This window comes from uncultured Schumannella sp. (genome assembly GCF_905479755.1).
GTDB lineage: Bacteria > Actinomycetota > Actinomycetes > Actinomycetales > Microbacteriaceae > DCRR01.
In genome coordinates this window covers 22,059-41,120 of the sequence record NZ_CAJQNT010000014.1, presented here as the reverse complement: position 1 = coordinate 41,120, position 19,062 = coordinate 22,059, and the positions used below count along the sequence as shown (strand labels likewise).

Annotated in this window: 20 protein-coding genes; 9 read left to right on the top strand and 11 right to left on the bottom strand. The window is 70.3% G+C overall.

Going from position 1 to position 19,062, the window contains the following annotated elements; all coding sequences use genetic code 11:
* Positions 1-17 precede the first annotated feature (17 nt).
* The 3 genes from dapE (at position 18) to QZ258_RS04485 (ending at position 2,542) form a co-directional block, all read left to right on the top strand.
* Positions 18-1,097, top strand: a complete 1,080-nt coding sequence (gene dapE, locus QZ258_RS04495) for a succinyl-diaminopimelate desuccinylase (protein ID WP_294179356.1) — start codon at positions 18-20, stop codon at positions 1,095-1,097.
* On the top strand, positions 1,076-2,299 hold the full coding sequence (locus QZ258_RS04490; protein ID WP_294179354.1) for a hypothetical protein: 1,224 nt from the start codon (positions 1,076-1,078) through the stop codon (positions 2,297-2,299). Before dapE ends, QZ258_RS04490 begins: the two co-directional genes overlap by 22 nt.
* A gap of 69 nt (positions 2,300-2,368) precedes the next feature.
* Positions 2,369-2,542 carry a DUF3117 domain-containing protein gene (locus QZ258_RS04485; RefSeq protein ID WP_294179352.1) on the top strand — a complete coding sequence of 58 codons (174 nt, stop codon included), beginning with the start codon at positions 2,369-2,371 and terminating at the stop codon, positions 2,540-2,542.
* A 23-nt stretch (positions 2,543-2,565) separates the two neighbouring features.
* Here the strand turns inward: QZ258_RS04485 and QZ258_RS04480 are convergent, their stop codons facing one another.
* On the bottom strand, positions 2,566-3,195 hold the full coding sequence (locus QZ258_RS04480; protein ID WP_294179350.1) for an O-methyltransferase: 630 nt from the start codon (positions 3,193-3,195) through the stop codon (positions 2,566-2,568).
* 51 nt (positions 3,196-3,246) lie between these two features.
* Between QZ258_RS04480 and QZ258_RS04475 the strand changes: the two genes are divergently transcribed.
* Positions 3,247-3,639, top strand: coding sequence for a sec-independent translocase (locus QZ258_RS04475; RefSeq protein WP_294179348.1), 393 nt, complete (start codon positions 3,247-3,249; stop codon positions 3,637-3,639).
* Positions 3,640-3,658: 19 nt separating this feature from the next.
* Here QZ258_RS04475 and QZ258_RS04470 read toward each other — a convergent pair whose 3' ends face one another.
* Entirely contained in the window at positions 3,659-5,251 is a 1,593-nt protein-coding gene (locus QZ258_RS04470) for a succinic semialdehyde dehydrogenase (protein ID WP_294179346.1), read from the bottom strand.
* Between the two features lie 67 nt (positions 5,252-5,318).
* Between QZ258_RS04470 and QZ258_RS04465 the strand changes: the two genes are divergently transcribed.
* On the top strand, positions 5,319-6,761 hold the full coding sequence (locus tag QZ258_RS04465; RefSeq protein WP_294179344.1) for an MFS transporter: 1,443 nt from the start codon (positions 5,319-5,321) through the stop codon (positions 6,759-6,761).
* Positions 6,761-8,221 (top strand): aspartate aminotransferase family protein, encoded by a 1,461-nt coding sequence (locus QZ258_RS04460; RefSeq protein ID WP_294179343.1) that lies wholly within the window; start codon positions 6,761-6,763, stop codon positions 8,219-8,221. The genes QZ258_RS04465 and QZ258_RS04460 overlap by 1 nt, the downstream gene beginning before the upstream one ends.
* A 48-nt stretch (positions 8,222-8,269) precedes the next feature.
* On the opposite strand, the gene QZ258_RS04455 is transcribed toward QZ258_RS04460, so the two are convergent.
* The 4 genes from QZ258_RS04455 to QZ258_RS04440 form a co-directional block, all read right to left on the bottom strand.
* Complete coding sequence (locus tag QZ258_RS04455) at positions 8,270-9,181, bottom strand: LysR family transcriptional regulator (protein ID WP_294179342.1); 912 nt, start codon at positions 9,179-9,181, stop codon at positions 8,270-8,272.
* Positions 9,182-9,384: 203 nt separating this feature from the next.
* On the bottom strand, positions 9,385-10,482 hold the full coding sequence (locus QZ258_RS04450; protein ID WP_294179341.1) for an Mrp/NBP35 family ATP-binding protein: 1,098 nt from the start codon (positions 10,480-10,482) through the stop codon (positions 9,385-9,387).
* Complete coding sequence (locus QZ258_RS04445) at positions 10,472-10,990, bottom strand: DUF1003 domain-containing protein (RefSeq protein ID WP_294179340.1); 519 nt, start codon at positions 10,988-10,990, stop codon at positions 10,472-10,474. The genes QZ258_RS04450 and QZ258_RS04445 overlap by 11 nt, the downstream gene beginning before the upstream one ends.
* Entirely contained in the window at positions 10,977-12,287 is a 1,311-nt protein-coding gene (locus QZ258_RS04440) for a magnesium transporter MgtE N-terminal domain-containing protein (RefSeq protein ID WP_294179339.1), read from the bottom strand. The genes QZ258_RS04445 and QZ258_RS04440 overlap by 14 nt, the downstream gene beginning before the upstream one ends.
* Positions 12,288-12,323: 36 nt before the next feature.
* Between QZ258_RS04440 and QZ258_RS04435 the strand changes: the two genes are divergently transcribed.
* Entirely contained in the window at positions 12,324-12,812 is a 489-nt protein-coding gene (locus tag QZ258_RS04435; protein ID WP_294179338.1) for a general stress protein, read from the top strand.
* Positions 12,813-12,815: 3 nt separating this feature from the next.
* Here QZ258_RS04435 and QZ258_RS04430 read toward each other — a convergent pair whose 3' ends face one another.
* Positions 12,816-14,300 carry an aminopeptidase P family protein gene (locus QZ258_RS04430; RefSeq protein ID WP_294179337.1) on the bottom strand — a complete coding sequence of 495 codons (1,485 nt, stop codon included), beginning with the start codon at positions 14,298-14,300 and terminating at the stop codon, positions 12,816-12,818.
* 33 nt (positions 14,301-14,333) lie between these two features.
* Positions 14,334-15,341: an endonuclease/exonuclease/phosphatase family protein gene (locus QZ258_RS04425; protein ID WP_294179336.1), complete on the bottom strand. Its 1,008-nt coding sequence runs from the start codon at positions 15,339-15,341 to the stop codon at positions 14,334-14,336.
* A gap of 25 nt (positions 15,342-15,366) precedes the next feature.
* On the opposite strand from QZ258_RS04425, the gene QZ258_RS04420 reads away from it, so the two are divergent.
* Positions 15,367-16,218, top strand: a complete 852-nt coding sequence (locus QZ258_RS04420; protein ID WP_294179335.1) for a PHP domain-containing protein — start codon at positions 15,367-15,369, stop codon at positions 16,216-16,218.
* Between the two features lie 42 nt (positions 16,219-16,260).
* Here the strand turns inward: QZ258_RS04420 and QZ258_RS04415 are convergent, their stop codons facing one another.
* The gene (locus tag QZ258_RS04415; RefSeq protein ID WP_294179334.1) at positions 16,261-17,682 is read right to left on the bottom strand and encodes a DEAD/DEAH box helicase; all 1,422 of its coding nucleotides are present in this window, start codon (positions 17,680-17,682) and stop codon (positions 16,261-16,263) included.
* A gap of 70 nt (positions 17,683-17,752) precedes the next feature.
* Here QZ258_RS04415 and QZ258_RS04410 point away from each other — a divergent pair, with 70 nt between their 5' ends.
* Positions 17,753-18,469, top strand: a complete 717-nt coding sequence (locus QZ258_RS04410) for a ferritin-like fold-containing protein (protein WP_294179332.1) — start codon at positions 17,753-17,755, stop codon at positions 18,467-18,469.
* Positions 18,470-18,516: 47 nt separating this feature from the next.
* On the opposite strand, the gene QZ258_RS04405 is transcribed toward QZ258_RS04410, so the two are convergent.
* Positions 18,517-18,813, bottom strand: a complete 297-nt coding sequence (locus tag QZ258_RS04405) for a hypothetical protein (protein ID WP_294179331.1) — start codon at positions 18,811-18,813, stop codon at positions 18,517-18,519.
* Between the two features lie 8 nt (positions 18,814-18,821).
* Complete coding sequence (locus tag QZ258_RS04400) at positions 18,822-19,046, bottom strand: DUF3107 domain-containing protein (protein WP_294179330.1); 225 nt, start codon at positions 19,044-19,046, stop codon at positions 18,822-18,824.
* Positions 19,047-19,062: the final 16 nt, after the last annotated feature.

Here is a 19,062-nt window from a genome sequence, read left to right as displayed (position 1 = left end):
CTCGGTAGGCTGGTGCGGTGACTGACGCCCCCGCCCTCGACCTCGCGGCCGGCAGCGTCGCCGTCACCCGAGCGCTCGTCGACCTCGAGTCGGTGTCGGGCAACGAGACCGCGATCGCGGACGCCGTCGAAGCGGCGCTCCGCGCCTTTCCGCATCTCGAGGTGACCCGCGACGGCGACGCGATCATCGCCCGCACGAACGCCGGCCGTGCGCAGCGCGCCGTGATCGCCGGCCACCTCGACACCGTGCCGGTCAACGGCAACCTGCCGAGCCGCCTCGACGAGGACGGCACGCTGTGGGGTCGCGGCACCGTCGACATGAAGGGCGGATGCGCGATCGCGCTCGTCCTCGCCGCCGAGCTGACCACGCCGAGCGTTGACGTCACGTGGGTCTGGTACGACCACGAGGAGGTCGAGGCGGAGCTGAACGGTCTGGGCCGACTGGCGCGCACGCATCCCGAGCTGCTGGCCGCCGATTTCGCGATCCTCGGCGAACCTTCCAACGGCGAGGTGGAGGGCGGATGCAACGGCACCCTCCGCGTCGACGTCACCACCCGCGGCCGCCGGGCTCACTCGGCGCGCGCCTGGATGGGCGAGAACGCGATTCACGCCGCCGCTCCGATCCTGGCGCGACTGGCGGCCTTCGAGCCGGAGACGATCCGCGTCGACGGGCTCGACTACCGCGAGGGTATGAACGCCGTGAAGATCGCGGGAGGGGTGGCGGGCAACGTGATCCCCGACGAGTGCACGGTGCACGTCAACTACCGGTTCGCGCCGAACAAGTCCGGCGCCGAGGCGGTCGAGCGCGTGCGTGAGCTCTTCGACGGGTTCGAGGTGGTCGTCGCCGACCTCGCCGAGGGCGCCCGCCCGGGCCTCGACGCGCCACTCGCGCAGGGGTTCCTCACCGCGGTCGGAGGCGAGGCGCGTCCCAAGTACGGCTGGACGGACGTGGCCCGCTTCTCGGCGCTCGGCATCTCCGCCGTCAACTACGGCCCCGGCGACCCGGGCCTCGCGCACGCCGACGATGAACGCGTCCCGGTGGAGCAGATCGAGCGCTGCGAGCGCGGACTGCGGGCATGGCTGACCACGCGCGACTGAGCCTGCCGCTGCGGCTCGCACGCCTGCCGTGGTGGGCCCAGGTGCTGGCGGTGTTCGCCGCGTCCCGCGTGGTGACGACGACGATTCTGCTCGCCTTCGCAGCGATCCAGCCCGCGAATCCCTGGACGGATGCCTCCCCCGACTACGCGAGCTTCGCCCGGATCTGGGACGGCCACTGGTACTACATCATCGCCGTGGTCGGATACCCGACCGAGCTGCCGCTGGACGCGGCCGGTTTCGTGGGCGAGAACGCGTGGGCGTTCCTGCCGGCCTACCCGGGCGTCGTGCGCCTGCTGATGATCGCCACGGGGCTGCCGTTCGAGATCCTCGCGGTGGCGGTCTCGGTCGCGTTCGCGGGCGGCGCCGCGCTCGTGTTCAACCGGGTGATGCACCGCGTGATCCCGGAGAGCGCGCTGTTCGCCACGGTGCTGTTCTGCGTCGCGCCGCTCAGCCCGATTCTGCAGGTCGCCTACGCCGAGTCGATGCAGCTGTTCCTGCTCTTCGCGGCGCTGCTGCTGCTGCTCGAACGCCGCTACCTGTTGATCATCCCGGTGGTCGCGACCCTCGCATTCACCCGGCCGGGCGCGCTCGCGTTCGCGCTGCTGCTCGGGTTGCACGCGATCCACCGTTTCGTCACGCGCGCGCGGGATCCGTTCCCGATGCGGGAGCGCATCCGCGTCGTTGCGGCGGGTCTCGCGAGCGTCGGCTTCGGCTTCGCCTGGCTCGGGATTGCGGCGCTCGTCACGGGCTCGCCGACGGCGTATCTCGACACCGAATTGGCGTGGCGGGTCGCCTACGTCGGGCGCGATCACCTCGTCCCGTTCCAGCCGTGGTTCCAGGCGGCCGACTGGTGGTTGCGCTGGAACGGCATCCCGGGCTCCGCGGCCGGCTGGCTCGGCGCGCTCCTGGTGATCCTCACCCTCGCCGCGTTCGCGATCTTCCTGGTGACGCCGATCGCGCGCCGACTCGGCGTGGATCTCCGGCTCTGGCTGGTCAGCTACGTCGCCTACCTGGTGGCGGTCTTCTTTCCGCAGTCGAGCGTGTTCCGTCTGCTGATGCCGCTCGCGCCGGGGCTTGGCGCGCTGGCGATTCCGCGCTCGCCGGTCTACCGCATCCTGCTCGTTCTCGCCTTCGTGGCGCTCCAGGTGGGCTGGACCTACATCGGCTGGTGGGTGGATGGCGCCGATTGGACTCCGCCGTAAGCACCCGCGTTAACCGTGCGTCCCTCGAATACGGGATAATGGGAGAACGCCATCGAAAGGGGACTACTCATGGCAGCCATGAAGCCGAGGACCGGTGACGGCCCGATGGAGGCTGTGAAGGAGGGACGCCTCATTATTGTGCGCGTTCCGCTCGAGGGTGGCGGGCGACTTGTCGTCTCGGTCAACGACGATGAAGCCAAAGAGCTTCGTGACGCCCTGGTGGGTGCCGTCGGCGAGGCCTAGACGCCGCCGACTCGATGCGCGGGTCAGCCCGCGCGGGTGACCAGCTGAAGCAATCCGTCGCCTGAGGTGGAGAGCGCGACCGTGTGGGTCTCGCTCTCCCCGATGGCGCCGAGGAGCGCTCGGAACTCCGCGACGGTGTCGTCGCGCTGCACGGGATCGGCGACCTTGCCGCGCCAGAGCGCGTGCGGCACGAGCACCAGTCCGCCGGCGCGTGCGATGCGCAGGGCGTGTTCGACGTAGGCGAGCAGCGATGTCGTGTCGGCATCCACGACGACGAGGTCGTACGCGCCGTCGTTCATGCGCGGCAGCACATCGAGTGCGCGACCGGCGATCAGCCGGAGCTGGTTCGCGGGGATTCCCGCGGCCAGCAGGCTCTGGCGCGCGCTCTGCTGGTGGTCGGGTTCCACGTCGATCGTGGTGAGGATCGCCTCGGGGGCGCCGTCGAGCAGGGCGAGTCCGGAGACTCCCGCGCCGGTGCCGATCTCGAGGATACTGCGGGCGCCGCTCGCGGCGGCGAGCACGCGCAACTGGGCGGCGACGCCGGGGCTGACCGCCTCGATGCCGAGTTCGTGCGAGTGTTGGCGCGCGAGCGTGATCGCGGGGGACTCGGGAACGAACTCCTCCGCGAACTTCCAGCTCAAATCGTGGTTCACGTGACTCCTTCGGCCCCACCCTACCGAGCGGGGGCCGCATAGGATGAGCGCATGTCGTTCGGGCTGACATTTGACAAGCTGCTGATCATTCTGGTGATCGCGGTCTTCGTCATCGGGCCCGACCGGCTGCCGGGCTATGCGGCGCAGCTGGCGCGGCTGGTGCGTTCGTTGCGCGATCTCGCCAACGGCGCGAAGGACCGGATGCGCGAAGAGATGGGCCCGGAGTTCGACGAGGTCGACTGGACCAAGCTCGACCCCCGTCAGTACGACCCGCGGCGCATCATTCGTGACGCGCTGCTGGATGATCCGGCACCGATGAAGCCGGCGACGGCGACGATGGCGGCGGCGCCGCGTCGTCGCGGCAACCGTGAGTCGGCCTACGAGCAGCGGCAGCGGAAGCTCGGCAACGGGAAACCCGCGCCTTTCGACTCCGAGGCGACCTAGCGGGATTTCGCCGCGCGGCTCAGCGGCGCCGGATGAATCGCAGCGCCCGCAGCGTGAGCAGCATCACGCCCGCGAGCCGCGCATGTTCGGCGCCGGTGCGCGGGAGCGGAATGATCCCGGTGCTGCGCGCGATCTGCACCGTGTCGGTGTAACGCAGGATACCCTCGGGCCCGTTGCGGCGACCGAGCCCGGAGAGCTTGACGCCGCCGGAGGGGGCGGCGACCGCGGAAAAGCTGGCGCGGTAACCCTCGTTGATGTTGATGGTTCCCGCCTGCAGCTGTTCCGCCAGTCGGCGCGCCCGTCGCGTCGAGCCCGAGAAGATCGAGGCGTTGAGACCGAAGCGCGTGTCGTTGGCGGCCCGCACGGCGGCCGCGTCGTCGTCAACGATCACGATGCTGGCGACCGGCCCGAAGGTCTCTTCGCGCGCGCACACCATCTGGTCGGTGACGCCGGTGAGCAGCGTCGGGGCGAAGAAGTAGGGGCCGAGCTCGGGCCGGGGTGCGCCGCCCGCCAGGACCGTGGCGCCGTGAGCCACGGCATCGTCGACGTGGGCGCGCACCCGCTCTAGTTGCGCGGCGGAGGTGAGCGAACCGAAGTCGACCGAGAAGTCGAGCGCGCTGCCGAGGCGCAGACCCGCGACCGCCGCGGTGAGCGCGGGGATGAAGCGGTCGGCGACGTCGCGGTGCACGAGGATGCGCTCGGCCGACACGCACAACTGCCCCGCGGCGGCGAAGCAGGCGTGGGCGACCGACACGGCGACGCGCTCGACATCGACGTCGTCGAGCACGATCACCGGATTCTTGCCGCCGAGTTCCAGCGACACCGGGGTGAGGGTCGCGGCGGCCTGGGTCGCGACCGTGATCCCGGTTGCGGTCGACCCGGTGAAGGCGACGACGTCGGATGCGGCGACGAGCGCGGACCCGACCTCGGTCCCGGGTCCGGCAACGACCGCCCAGAGCGCCTCGGGGAGGCCCGCGTCGAGGAAAGCGCCTCGGGTGGCGAGGACGCTCAGGGCGCCCTGGTCATCCGCCTTCTGGAGGACGGCGTTTCCGGCGGCGAGCGCCGGCGCGACGTCCATGGCGGTGAGGCTCGGCGGGTAGTTCCAGGGGGTGACGACACCGACCAGGCCCTTGGGTCGGTAGCTCACCCGCGATTCCATGACGAGCGGGATGCCCGCGCGGCGACGGCGGGTCGCGAGCACGCGCGGCGCGGCGAGGGCGGCGTAGCGCGTGGCGGCGGCGGCGTTGAAGAGCTCTTCGAAAGCCTGGGCACGCGATTTTCCGGTCTCGAGCTGGATCGCGTCGAGCACCAGTTCGCGGCGCTCGAGCAGGAGGTCGTGTGCGCGCAGCAGCACGCGGCGACGGTGGGCGGGGCTGGTGCGCGCCCAGGCGTGCTGCGCCGCCCGCGCGGTCTCGGCGGCGCGGGCGACATCGGCCGCTGTGTTGTGCGGCAGGCGATGAAGGAGCTCTCCGGTGAACGGTGCGATGACCTCGACGCGACCCCCCGAGGCGGAGACGAGCCCCGCGACGAGAGTCTCGATCGTCTCGACCGTCAGGGCGGCGCGGGCGCGCGGTGCGGTGCGGCGTGACCGATCGGCGGTGATTCCGGACATGCGCGCAGTCTACGTCGCATGCATCTCGGCGTGACCGGTGCGCACCTGTGGTGGGTAGCATCGATTCATGGAATCTTCTTTGCGCACCGGGGGTCGGCGCACCGAAGGGCTGAGAGCGGGCGTTGTCGCTCGCTACGCGCTCGGTTCGGTCGGAACCGGCGGTTTCGGAACTCTTCCGGGTCTTGTCCTCGTCTACTACCTGACGGACACCCTCGGGGTGACGGCCCTGCTCGCGGGCGTCCTGGTGACCCTCGCCAAGGTGTGGGACGTGATGATCGATCCGATCATCGGTGCGCGAAGCGACCGCCAGATCGCGGCCACCGGCTACCGGCGTCGCTTCATGGTGATCGGCGCCGTGTTCCTCCCGATCTTCTTCGTGCTGACCTTCGCCGTGCCGGCGGGGCTGCCGGCGTGGGCATCCGCGATCTGGGTATTCCTGGCCTTCGTGCTCGCCGCGACCGCGTTCAGCCTGTTCCAGGTGCCGTACATCGCGCTGCCGGCGGAACTCGTCTCCGACTACAACGCGCGGACGCGACTGCTGTCGGCGCGCGTCGTCGTGCTCACCTTCGCGATTCTGCTGTTCGGGGCCGGCGGCCCCGCGCTGCGCTCGCTCGGCGGAGACGACTCGCACCTGGGCTACCTGATCATGGCGGTCGTCGCGGGTCTGGTGCTCGGCGGATCGTTCCTGGTGACGTCGACCGTGGAGAAGGCGGCACGCGTCGGGGCGGCGCCGCGTCCTCCGATGTCGGAGCCGGTGGCCGGTCTTGCCGCGCCGCGCGAGAGTCTGGGCGAACACTATCGCCGTGGGGTGCGGACGTTGCGCACGAGCCAGCCGTTCCGCGCGCTGCTGATCACCTTCGTGCTGCAGGCCCTGGCGACGGGAATCATGCTCGCCGGCGCCCAGTATGTGGCGCGCTACGTGCTGTTCGACGAGGACGCGGTGACCTTCATCTTCCTCGCGCTGATCGCGCCCGCGCTCGTGTTTGCGCCCATCTGGGGCACGATCGCGCATCGGATCGGCAAGGAGCGCGCCTTCGCGATCGCCTCCGTCCTGTACGGCATCGCGGCGCTCGCGATGGTGGCGCTGGCGTGGTTCCCCGGATCGTGGGTGTACGGCCCGGTCGCGCTCGCGGGCGCCGCCTACGCGGGCATGCAGTCGCTCCCGCTCGCCATGCTTCCCGACGTCGTGGCGGTCGATGCGCGGCGCCACGGCCCAGGCCGCGCCGGGACCTTCAGCGGCGTGTGGACGGCGGGGGAGACCACCGGAATGGCGCTCGGCACGACCGTGCTGGCGATCATCTTGACGGTGACCGGCTACCTCGAGTCGACCGCCGCGGTCGATGTCGAGCAGTCCGCATCCGCCGTGCTCGGCATCGTCATCAGCTTCAGCATCGTCCCCGCCGCGCTCATCCTGGCGAGCCTCATCACACTGCGGCGCTACCCGCTGCGCAAGATCGACATCGACGAGGCGACGGCCCCCGTCGTCCCGGCGAGCGGGGGAACCACCTGATGCGCTTCGCCGAATCCAGCGAGTCGATCCTGGCGCGCCTCGGCGCGCTTCGCGACGCCGACGCCCCGACCCACGGCGGGCACGTGCTGAGCTACGTCTACGACCCGGGGGTCGCCGAACTGGATGCGCTCGCCGCCGAAGCGGTGCGCATGATGCAACCGGTCAACGGCCTCGACCCGACCACCTTCGGATCGGTGGCGGTGTTGGAGCGCGAACTCATCGCGTTCACGCGGGAGCTGCTGAACGGGGGCGACGACGTGGTGGGCACCGTCACGAGCGGTGGCACCGAGAGCTGCCTCCTGGCGGTTAAGACCGCGCGGGATGCCTGGCTCGCCGTCCGCGGGGCGGAACCCGGCACCGCGCGCCCACGTCTGGTTGCCCCGGTGACGGTGCATGCGGCGTTCCAGAAGGCGGCGCACTACTTCGGTCTCGAACTGGATCTCGCGCCGGTGCTGCCGAGCGGTGTCGTCGCCGCCTCGGAACTCGTCGCGCGACTCGGCGACGACGTGGCGCTTGTCGTCGTCTCGGCTCCGTCGTATCCGCATGCGGGACTCGACCCGGTCGTCGAGGTGGCGTCCGCGGCGTCGGCGCAGGGCATCCCGGTGCACGTCGATGCGTGCATCGGCGGCCTGGCGCTCCCGTTCTGGCCCGAGCTGCCGGACTGGGATTTCCGGGTTCCGGGCGTCACGAGCATCAGCGCCGACCTGCACAAGTACGGCTACGCGCCCAAGGGCGCCTCGGTACTGCTGCAGCGGGGCCGCGACCGCCAACGCCTGCAGTACTTCGCGACGGCCCGCTGGCCCGGGTATCCGGTCGTCAACTCGACCCTGTTGGGGTCGAAGTCGGGCGGACCGCTCGCGGCCGCGTGGGCGATCGTGCACGCACTCGGGCGCGAGGGCTTCGCCGAGCTGGCCGAGCAGACGCGGGCGGCGACGCTCGCCCTCCGCGCGACGATCGACGGCATCGAGGGGCTGCGCATCGTGGGCGAGCCGACCGGCCCGCTGTTCGCGGTCGCGACCGATGACGCGCTTCCGGCGGAGCGACGGGTCGACCCGCACGTCTGGGCGGACGCGGCGAAGCGCGAGGGCTGGATTCTGCAGACCCAGCCGGGGCTGACGCAGACGGATGGATCACTCCTGCCGCACACGACGCACCTCACGATCACGCCCGTGACCGCGTCGGTGCTCGACGAGCTGCAGCCCGCTCTGGTGCGGTCGGCGGATGCGGTGCGCGGTGTGCCTCGGCCGGACATCAGCGGGCTGCTCGGCGCGCTTCCTCCGCTTCCGGGGATGCCCGACTCCGACACCGCGGCGGCGCTGCTCGTCGGCTTCGGCATCAACGGATCCGGTGCGCTGCCCGAGGAGTTCGCCCCGCTCATCGCGGCGATCGAGGCGCTGCCGGCGCCGCTCGCCGAGCGGCTGCTCATCGAGCTGCTCGCGCGCCTCGTCGAGCCCCGCTAACGCCCCGCGCGCCGCGTCCTGAGCCAGAATCTCCGGAGAAACGTCACACTAGGAGCGGGCGGCGACGAAGGCGGTGGCCTCCGCGCGCAGCGCATCCACGACGAGTCGCACCGAGGGGCGGACGGCGATGTCGGGGCGCATGAGCGCCCAGATCACGCGCTCGGAGCGCATCCCGCGCAACGGTCTTGTCACCAGACCGTTGCCGTGGTCCCGCGTCGTGTAGCGCGGCAGGATCGCCAGGCCGTGGCCGGCCGCGACGAGTTCTTCGACGATTCCGTTGTCGCCGATGCGCTGGACGACATCGGCGGGTCTCCCGGTGAGCGATTCGAGATCGGTGAGGATGCGGTCGAAGGGGAAGTCGACGGGGACGCCGATCCAGGGCTCACTGATGACATCGTCGGGCGAGAGGGAGACCCGTGCGGCGAGCGGATGCCCTTCCGGCAGTGCGACATCGAGCGGCTCGCGCATCAGCTCGACCGCCTCCAGGCGCCGTTCGCGCCAACTCGCCGTCACCCCGCCGGAGTCGGCGAGCACGACGTCGTAGCGGGCGGTGAGTTCGGCGAAGTCGGGCTGGTTGGGGTCTTGGTCGGTGACGGCGACGCGCAGACCCGGGGTTTCGCGCAGTCGGGTCAACAGGCCCGGGAGCAACATCATGCCGCCGGTGGGGAAGGTCGAGATCGACACCTCGCCGCGGGGGGAGTCGCGGTACTCCTCCCAGCTGGACTCGACGCGCTGCAGGGCGACGGCCACGTCGATGGCGCGTTCGGCGAGCACCCGGCCGGCGGGCGTCAGGGCGAGGCCGCGCCCGGAGCGCTCGGTGAGGGGGAGTCCGGCTTCGCGCTCGAGGATCTTCAGCTGCTGTGACACGGCCGAGGGGGTGAGGGCGAGCGCCTGGGCGACGGCGGTGACGCTGCCGCGTTCGGCGAGCTCTCGGAGCACGGCGAGACGATGGATATCCATGTAGTGATGCTAAATCATTACTAAAGAAAGATTCGATTGTGCTACATCAACTCACGCGCTCAAATAGACGCATGACCACCTTGATCCTCGTCGCCGCGATCGCTGTCGCCGCGATCGCCGCCACGCTCACCACGACCGCTCGAGACGGCTACCGTCACGTGCCGACCCGCCGCGTCTGAACCGGCCCGCTCACCGACGACCCGCTAGCGCGAGCTGACCGGAAGCTTCCGCCCCGCCAGGCCACGCCCGCGTCGCGCCAGCTTCTGGGCCAGCTCCGAGATCGCGCGCGCCGCCGGGTCCTCCGGATGCGCGAGCACGACCGGCTCGCCCTCGTCACCGTCGCGCCGCAGCTCCACGCTCAACGGGATGCTCGCCAGCACCGGCACGTCGAGCCGTGCGGCGAGATCCGCGCCCCCGCCGGTGCCGAACACGTCGAGCACGCTGCCATCCGGCTGCACGAGCCCCGCCATATTCTCGACGACGCCGATCACGGTCTGCCCGGTCTGCCGCGCGACGAGGCCGCTGCGTTCGGCCACCTCCGCGGCGGCGGGCTGCGGTGTCGTCACGACGAGCACCTCCGCGTGCGGCAGCAGCTGCCCGAGCGAGATCGCGACGTCGCCCGTGCCGGGCGGCAGGTCGAGCACCAACACATCCAGATCGCCGAAGAACACGTCGGTCAAGAACTGTTGAATCGTGCGGTGCAGCAACGGACCGCGCCACGAGACGGCGGTCGACGGCTCGACGAACATGCCGATCGAAATCACTTTCACGTCGTGCGCGACCGGCGGCAGGATCATCTCGCCCACCTGGGTGGGCTTTGCGCCGGCGATTCCCAGGATGCCGGGAATCGAAAACCCGAACACGTCGGCATCGATCAACCCGACCCGCAACCCCTCGGCCGCGAGCGCGACGGCAAGGTTGGCGGTGAGCGTCGACTTGCCGACGCCGCCCTTGCCACTGGAGACGGCGATGATGCGCGTGAGGGAGTCGGGCCCGAACGGCATCGCCCGCGAGCCGCGCAGCCTCGTCGTGAGCGCCTCGCGCTCGGCCACCGTCATGACGCCGAGGTCGAGCTCGATCGACTCGACGCCCTCGACCGAGAGCACCGCTTCGCGCACGTCACGTTCGATCGTGTCGGCGGCGGGGCATCCGACGATCGTCAGACGCACCTCGACGCGGGCGGTGCCGCCGTCGACCGAGACGCCACGCACCATATCGAGGTCGGTGATCGGGCGACGGATCTCCGGGTCCTGCACGCGCGCTAGGGCGCGCCGCACCGCGTCGGTGAGCTCAGCGCTCACGCGACTCCTCGCGATCGGCGTCGAGCTCCTCCAACAGCGAACGGAGTTCCGCGCGGATGAAGTCCTTGGTCGCCATGTCCTTGATCGCCAGGCGCAGGGCGACGACCTCGCGCGCCAGGTACTCGGTGTCGGCGAGATTGCGCTCGGCGCGCTGACGGTCCTGTTCAATCTGCACGCGGTCCCGGTCATCCTGGCGGTTCTGGGCGAGCAGGATGAGCGGCGCGGCATACGAGGCCTGGAGCGACAGGATGAGCGTCAGCACCGTGAACCCGAGCGCTTGCGAGTCGAAGCGCCACCAGTCGTTCGCCTCGGCGAGCGAGTTGTAGGTCATCCATGCGGCGACGAAGATCGAGAGCACCAGCAGGAACCAGGGTGTTCCCATGCCGCGGGCGATCGCCTCGGTGAAGCGCCCGAAGCGGTCGCGGCCCTGCCACCGGGGCACGAACGGGGTGCGCAGGCCCTTGGGGGCGTCGAGGCGGACGCTATCGCGGCGGTCAGCGCGAGCCATACGGCGTCCTCCTTGCTCGGGTCGCGATCGTGGCGGTGGGGGTGCTGGGCTCGGTCACCGGGGGGCGATCGTCGTCCGAACTTCGCCAGTCGTCGGGCAGCAAATAGTCGAGGACGTCATCAATGGTCACCACCCCGACAAGTCGGTGTTTGTCGTCGACGACGGGCAGCGAGACCAGGTCGTAGCTCGCGAGCCGGCGCGACACCTCGGCGGCGCTCGTCTCGGGCGTCACGGGCTCGAGACCCTGGTCGAGGATCGTGCCGAGGCGCTCATGCGGCGGGTAGCGGAGCATCCGCTGGAAGTGCACCATGCCGAGGAAACGCCCGGTGGGCGGTTCGTAGGGCGGGAGCGTCACGCAGATCGCGGCGCCCAGCGCGGGAGCCAGCTCGTGGCGGCGGATGAGGGCGAGCCCCTCGGCCACGGTGGCGTCGGCCGAGACGATGATCGGCTCGGTCGTCATGAGGCCACCGGCGGTCTCCGGGTCGTAGGAGAGCAGGAACCGGACGTCCTCGGCCTCGTCCGGCTGCATCAGCTGCAGCAGGGCCTCGCCCTTCTCGGCGGAGAGCTGAGCGATCAGGTCGGCCGCGTCGTCGGGCTCCATCTGGTCGAGCACCTCGGCGGCGCGTTCGTCGTCGAGCCGGCTGATCAGTTCGACCTGTTCCTGCTCGGGCATCTCCTCGAGCGCGTCGGCGAGCCGTTCGTCGGGCAGTTCCTCGGCGACCTCGAGCCGGCGATCCTCGGGCAGGTCGAGCAGAGTGTTCGCGAGGTCGGCGGGGCGCAGATCCGAGTAGGTGGCGATCAGCTGCTCGGCGGACTGGGATTCGCCCGGCGCGTTCTTCTCGCGCACCTGATCCCAGGTGGCGAACACGGTGGCCCCCTTGCCGAACGGGGTTGTCGGGGGGCGACGCAGGAACAGGTCGCCGACCGACCACTCCGCCGGTGCGCTCTCTTCGATCGCGACGTCCTCGATCGTGGCCTCACCCGAGCCGTCGCGCAGCACCATCCGACGACCCAGCAGTTCGGCGATCACGCGCACCTCGCCGCCGCGCTGCTCGAAGCGGCGCAGGTTGAACAGCCCCGTGGTGATGATCTGGCCCGAGCCGATGCTCGTGACGCGCCCGATCGAGACGAACACGCGCCTCTTTCCGGGGATCTCGACGAGCAGACCGACGACGCTCGGCGCATCCGACTTGCGGTAGACCACGATCACGTCGCGCACCTTGCCGACGCGGTCGCCCGCGGGGTCGAAAACGGAGCACCCGGCCAAACGGGCAACGAAGACTCTCGTGGCGCTCACGGTCAAACCCTACTCGCCGTATGGGAGAATTCCGTGGTGACCAACACCGGACCATTCCGCCGTCGCACCGTCGATGTCTCCGTCCCGCACGGCGAGGTCGTCGGAAGCTATGCGACCTATGCCGAGGCGCAGCGCACGGTGGATCACCTGGCCAAGGCGGATTTCCCGGTCGCCAAGCTGGCGATCGTCGGCAATGACCTGAAGACGGTCGAGCGCGTCACCCGCAAGCTGTCCTGGAATCGTGCGGCGCTCGAAGGCGCGCTGAGCGGTGCCTGGTTCGGGCTGTTCCTCGGGCTGCTGTTCACCTTCGTGCAGCCGACCATCAACTGGGGGCTGTTCGGGGCCGCAATTCTGATCGGTGCCGCCTTCGGCATGTTCTTCCGACTGGCCGGTTACGCGGTCTCGCGCCGCAGCCGCGACTTCCAGTCGACGTCGCAGGTGCTCGCCGAGAGCTACGACGTGATCGTCGACCCGACTCTCCTCCTCAAGGCGCGCGACGTGCTCGCGCGGCCGGTCGAAGACTAGGCGTCACCGCCCGGCGAGCCACGCCTCCACCTCGGCGACGGTGCGCGGGATGCCCGCCGACAGGCTTTCGCAGCCCTCTGCGGTCACCAGCACGTCGTCTTCGATCCGCACGCCGATGCCGCGGAATTCCTCCGGCACCGTCAGATCGTCCGGCTGGAAGTACAGGCCCGGCTCGATCGTGAACACCATCCCGGGCTCGAGCACGCCGTCGAGGTAGAGCTCGCGACGCGCCTGTGCGCAGTCGTGCACATCCATGCCGAGGTGGTGCGAAGTGCCGTGCACCATGTACCGGCGGTGGAACTGCGCGTCCGGCTCGAGCGACTCCTCGGCGCTCACCGGCAGAAAGCCCCACTCGGCGGTCTTCCGAGCGATGACCTGCATCGCCGCGGCGTGCACCTCGCGGAAGCGGATGCCCGGCCGCACCACCGCGAAGGCTGCATCGGCCGCCTCGAGCACCGCTTCATACACGCGGCGCTGCACCTCGGTGAAGGTGCCGCTCACCGGGAGGGTGCGTGTGATGTCGGCCGTGTACAGCGAGTCGAGTTCGATGCCCGCATCGATCAGCATCAGGTCGCCCGGCTCTACGGCGCCGTCATTGCGGGTCCAGTGCAGGATGCACGCGTGCGGACCGCTCGCGGCGATCGTGTCGTAGCCGACGGCGTTGCCTTCGGCGCGGGCGCGCCGGTTGAAGGTGCCTTCGACCAGCCGCTCACCGCGGCGATGCGCCAGCACCTGGGGGAGGTCGGCGATGACGTCGTCGAAGCCGAGCTTGGTCGCGGCGACGGCGTCGCGCATCTGCCGGATCTCCCAGGCATCCTTGACGAGACGCAGCTCGCTCAGGGCGCGGGCGAATTCGGTGTCGGGGTCGGTCTCGACCTCGAGCAGGTCGGACGAGGCGGCCAGCAGGCGGCGGCCGTCGAGCTGGTCGGTGAGCGCGTCGTCGGCGTCGCGCACGATGAGGGTCGTCGCGTCGCCGCTCTCCAGCACGGCCGAGAACTCGGTGAGCGCGCGGGTGGCGAGTCCGAGGTCGGCGGCGACGTCGTCGAGCGAGGGGCGCGCGCCGGTCCAGAACTCGCCGATCGCCGCGTTCGCGTAGAACTCGTCGGAGTCGCGCCCCGCGCTCGGCCGGAAGTACAGCACGGCCTCGTGCGCCGGACCGACGGGCTCGAGCACGAGCACACTGTCCGGCACGGCGTCGCTTCCCCAGCCGGTGAGGTGCGAGAAGGCGCTGTGGGCGCGGTACGGGTAGTCGGTGTCATTGGAGCGGACGCGAGCCGGGCCGGCCGGAATGATGAGGCGTTGGCCGGGGAACTGCACCGAGATGCGCGCCCGCCGGGCCGCCGCGAACGGAGCCGACTCGCGCGGGGCGGCAGCGGTATCCGCGCGTTCCGCCCAGCTGCCGGAGATGAACTCCTTGAAGCGGTCCGAACCGGGCGTGGTGGAGCGGTTGGCCGTTTTCGGAGTGCCCTGCGTCGTCGACTTGCTCATGCGCCCATTCTCGCACCGGGCGGCGGATTCGGCTCAGCCGACGGGGCGAAGCTGCGCCAGGACGGCGCGATGATCGCTGCCGAGCCCGTCGAGCGCGCCCACGACGCGGAACCCGACGAACTCCCACTCCGATGTCGCCATGACGTGGTCGATCGGCGCGCTCAGCAGTTCGGGCAGTTGCGAGGGCCAGGTGCCGAGCGCCGCATTGCCGGTCTGTTTCGCACCGTCGAAGCAGGTGCCGAGCGCGGCCCCGTCATCCGCGAGCCCCTGGTAGTGATCGAGGGTCGAGTTCAGGTCGCCCGCGAGGATGACGTTCCCGCCGCGGCACGACTCGGCGAGCCACTCGAGCCCCGGCTCCCAGTCGTCGATGTAGCCGGGAATCGGGGCGACCGGATGCGCCGCGATGATCGTCGGCCCGCTGCCGTCGGTCGGCACCGCGGTCACGCTCGGAAGATACGGGGTGCTGCCCGCGGTCTCGTCGAGGCGGTAGGTGCCGAGTCCGTCGCTCACCAGGAGCGCGGTCGAGCGCGACTTCAACTCGTCGAGGGCGATCACGAAGACCTGCATCGACACCCCGCCCTGACCCATCCGCGCCGCGATCTCGTCGGCGGCCTCGCGGCTCGTCTCCGGGAGCGCGAGGATGTCGACCTCGTGTTCGAGCGCGAACTCGGCGATCACCCCCGCGCCGGGCGCATCGCCGAGGGTGTTCCAGGTGAAGACGGTCAGATCGGCGGGCGCCTTCTCCTGAAACGCGGGGTCGCCGAAGCCGCGCGTCGAGAGCACCGCGAGGTTGAGGGCCACCACCCCGAACAGCACGAGCGCGAGCACGGCGCTGATGCGCCTCAGTGGTTGCGAGACGAGCGCGATCACGATCAGGAACATGATCGCCACGAGCGCCACCGCCACCAGCAGCCCGCGCATCGCGGTCAGCTCCGCGAACACCAGGGTGCGATGCACGCCGAAGAGCTGCGGCCAGCTACCGACGAGGAGGAAGAGGGCGAGACCCACGGCGAGGAGGGTGGCGAGGGCGCGGCGAATCATGTCGCGGCAAGCCTACGATGTGAGGATGCCCGGGCCGATCGATCTGCATACGCACTCACGCGTGTCGGACGGCACCGAGTCGCCGAGCGAACTGGTCGAGGCTGCGATCGCGGGCGGTCTCGACGTCGTCGCGCTCACCGACCATGACTCGACGGCGGGCTGGGACGAGGCGCGCCGCGCGGTCGTCGGCACCTCGCTCGTGGTGGTGCCGGGGATGGAGTTCTCGACGCGCCTCGACTGGCGCTCCGTCCACGTCCTCGCCTACCTGGTCGACCCGGAGAATCCGGCCCTGCTGCGCGAGACGGGACGCATCCGCGATGACCGGCTGACGCGCGCCGAGCGCATCGTGGAGCGCATCGCGCGCGACTATGACCTCTCCTGGGATGACGTGCTGGAGCACTCCGCGACCGGCGCGACGATCGGCCGGCCGCACATCGCCGACGCCTTGGTGGCGCGCGGGCATGTCGCCGACCGCGGTGAGGCGTTCGGGGGGATTCTGCACCCGCGCGCGGGCTACAGCGAACCGCACTACGCGCCGACGCCGCTCGACGGTGTGCGCCTCATCCGGGCGGCGGGCGGCGTGCCGGTGCTCGCGCATCCGGCAACGCACGGGCGCGACGGGGTGCTCTCGGAGCGAGCGATCGCCGAACTGGTCGACGCGGGACTCGCCGGGCTCGAGGTGGAGCACCGGGAGAACACCGACGACGGCAAGCAGCGACTTCGGGAGCTTGCCGAACGCTACGACCTGTTCGTCACGGGGTCGAGCGACTACCACGGCGAGGGCAAGCCGAATCGGCTCGCCGAGAACACGACCTCGCTCGAGGTGTACGAGCGGATCCTCGCCGCTGGGCGCGGCAGCTCGCCATTCGGCGGCTAGCCCGAACGAGGCAGCGCCGACCGCGCGGCGCGTCGACCCGCGCTACGCCGTGGGAGGCGTGGGGGCGCCGCCCTGGCCGCCACTGGGTCGACGACGACGGGTGCGCTTGCGCCGGGCCGGCGTCGCGCCGTCATGCGTTCCGCTGCCCTCCGCGTGCGCCTCGTGCGGCGTGCTCGCCGGGCCGGTGCTCGCGCTGCCGGATCCGCCGGAGCGGGTGCGCTGGCGCGAGCGTCCGCCGTCGCGGGATGCCGGGGGCTTCTCGCGGTGCGGTGCGGCGGGGGAGGGCTTGAGGCGCCCCTTCGAGCCTTCCGGGATGTTCATGTCGGCGAACAGGTGCGGGCTCGACGAGTAGGTCTCGGTCGGCTCCGGCTGCCCGAACTCGAGGGCGCGGTTGATGAGCGCCCACTTGTGCAGGTCATCCCAGTCGACGAAAGTGACGGCGATGCCGGTTTTCCCGGCGCGGCCGGTGCGGCCCGCGCGGTGCAGATAGGTCTTGTCGTCGTCGGGGATCGTGTGGTTGATGACGTGGGTCACATCATCGACGTCGATGCCGCGGGCGGCGACATCGGTCGCGATCAGGACGTCCTTCTTGCCGGCCTTGAACGCCGCCATGGAGCGCTCGCGCGCCTCCTGGCTCATGTCACCGTGCACGGCCCCGGCGTTGAATCCGCGGTCGTTGAGTTCTTCGACCAGCTTGGCGGCGGCGCGCTTGGTGCGCGTGAACACGACCGTCTTGCCGCGACCTTCGGCCTGCAGGATGCGTGCGATGACCTCGTCCTTGTCGAGCGAGTGCGCGCGGTAGATGACGTGCTTGATGTTCGCCTGGATCTGACCTTCGTCGGGATCCGTCGCCCGGATGTGGATCGGGCGGTTCATGAAGCGGCGCGCGAGCGTCACGACGGGGCCCGGCATGGTGGCCGAGAACAGCATCGTGTGCCGGGTGGGTGAAGTCTGAGCAAACAGCTTCTCGACATCCGGAAGGAAGCCCAGGTCGAGCATCTTGTCGGCCTCGTCGAGCACCATGACCTTGACGTTCGCGAGACTCAGCAGGCGCTGGCCGGCGAGGTCGAGAAGGCGACCGGGCGTGCCGACGACGATCTGCGCGCCGGCCTTGATCTGCTCGATCTGACCTTCGTAGGCCTTGCCGCCGTAGATCGCGACGACCTTCGTGTCGCGCTTCGAGGTGGCGAGTTCGAGGTCTTCGGCGACCTGCACGCAGAGTTCGCGCGTGGGGACGACGACGAGCGCCTGGACGCCGGGCTCGGGGCTGGTGCCGAGCGCCTGGATGAGGGGGAGGCCGAAGCCGAAAGTCTTGCCGGTACCCGTTTTTGCTTGACCGATGATGTCCTGGCCGGTGAGGGCGAGCGGAATCGTCTGCGTCTGGATGGGGAAGGGCTCAATGATGCCCTTCTCGGCGAGTGCGTCGACCATGTCCTGGTCGATCGAGAGATCGGAGAAAGTCAAGGAATACCCGTCTGAGTGGTGAATTGTCCCCCAGTCTACCGGGACCTGAGACGCGAGTAGTCTGGACGTCGTGTTGCGCTGGTTTCGACGATCAAGGCCGCGTCCCAATGCGTCGCCGCTCGGCTCGCGCACGGAGGCGGTCCAGGTCGCGCGCGTCGAACTCGCCGCCCTCACTCCCGAGCCCGTGGTCTACCTGGGTCGACTCGGATACCTGACGCTCGTGCTCTTCGAGAACCTGGGTCGCGCCGTCATGGCGACGCCGACGACCGAGGGAAAGAGCGAGCTGACGCGCGCCGCCGGAGAGATGGGCGACGCGCACGAGGCCGTGGTGAACGAACTGCGTGCGATCGGGCACGATCCGGTGGCGGCGATGGAGCCCTACCGCCTCGAACTCGATGACTTCCAGCGCCGCACGCAGGGCGCCGACTGGCACGAGATCCTCGTCACCTGCTATCTGACGCAGGGCTTCCTGACCGACTTCTCGGCGGGGCTCGCGGGGGGACTGCCGCGCGATCTGCGGGCACGGGTCTCGGAGATCCTGGCGCGCGTGACGGTCGGCGAGGCGGTTCTTGTCGAACTGCTGCGTTCCGGTGTCGATGCGAGCCCGCGTCTCGCATCCCGCCTGGCGATGTGGGGCCGCCGCCTGGTCGGCGACACGATGCTGGTGGCGCGCGAGGCGCTCGAGATCGACGGTGTCATGCCAGGCGAGGAGCGCATCGAGCCGGTCTTCACCGAGCTCGTCGCCGCGCACACCCGCCGCATGGACGCCCTCGGCCTCACCGCCTGACGCCCCCGCACTCGCCCGGGGAGGCGAAGGCCGAGGAGGGGTGCGGGTTACGCGCGGCCGTCGGAGAGTTGGTGCAGCAGTTGCGCGTCGGCGTGAGCGCGGGCCCGCGGGAGCGTGATCGCGGCGGCGATCGCCGCGGCGGGTCCGGCGACGAGCGAGACCACCCAGATCCAGCCGCCGTCGAAGGTCCAGCCGAGCCAGACCAGGCCCACCCAGACCGTCGCGGTGACGGCGGCGGCGATCGCGGGAAGCAATGCGGAGCCGTACGAGGCGCGCCCGGGAATCACGTAGCGCACGATGGCACCCAGGCTCGCGGCGATGACGACGACGAAGACGAACTCCACGGCGTGACCTAGGCGACGAATCCGACGCGGCGGCTTTCGGCCGGACCGAGTTCGAGGTAGCTGAACGCGGTGCTCGGCACGATGTAGACCTTGCCCTTGTCGTCGGTCAGCTTGATGAACTTCGCCTCAGACTCGAGAGCGTCGGCGACGAGCTTCTCGATCTCGGCGGGGCTCTGCGAGGTCTCGAAGCTGAGCTCGCGGGCAGTGTTGGCGATACCGATGCGAATGTCCACGAGGTCAGCGTATTCG

What these genes read in the sequence shown, in the direction of transcription:
- QZ258_RS04490 (WP_294179354.1), top strand. Translation starts at nt 1,076, where the DNA reads ATGGCTGACCACGCGCGACTGAGCCTGCCGCTGCGGCTCGCACGCCTG.
- QZ258_RS04485 (WP_294179352.1), top strand. Translation starts at nt 2,369, where the DNA reads ATGGCAGCCATGAAGCCGAGGACCGGTGACGGCCCGATGGAGGCTGTG.
- QZ258_RS04475 (WP_294179348.1), top strand. Translation starts at nt 3,247, where the DNA reads ATGTCGTTCGGGCTGACATTTGACAAGCTGCTGATCATTCTGGTGATC.
- QZ258_RS04470 (WP_294179346.1), bottom strand. Translation starts at nt 5,251, where the DNA reads ATGTCCGGAATCACCGCCGATCGGTCACGCCGCACCGCACCGCGCGCC.
- QZ258_RS04465 (WP_294179344.1), top strand. Translation starts at nt 5,319, where the DNA reads ATGGAATCTTCTTTGCGCACCGGGGGTCGGCGCACCGAAGGGCTGAGA.
- QZ258_RS04460 (WP_294179343.1), top strand. Translation starts at nt 6,761, where the DNA reads ATGCGCTTCGCCGAATCCAGCGAGTCGATCCTGGCGCGCCTCGGCGCG.
- QZ258_RS04455 (WP_294179342.1), bottom strand. Translation starts at nt 9,181, where the DNA reads ATGGATATCCATCGTCTCGCCGTGCTCCGAGAGCTCGCCGAACGCGGC.
- QZ258_RS04445 (WP_294179340.1), bottom strand. Translation starts at nt 10,990, where the DNA reads ATGGCTCGCGCTGACCGCCGCGATAGCGTCCGCCTCGACGCCCCCAAG.
- QZ258_RS04430 (WP_294179337.1), bottom strand. Translation starts at nt 14,300, where the DNA reads ATGAGCAAGTCGACGACGCAGGGCACTCCGAAAACGGCCAACCGCTCC.
- QZ258_RS04425 (WP_294179336.1), bottom strand. Translation starts at nt 15,341, where the DNA reads ATGATTCGCCGCGCCCTCGCCACCCTCCTCGCCGTGGGTCTCGCCCTC.
- QZ258_RS04420 (WP_294179335.1), top strand. Translation starts at nt 15,367, where the DNA reads ATGCCCGGGCCGATCGATCTGCATACGCACTCACGCGTGTCGGACGGC.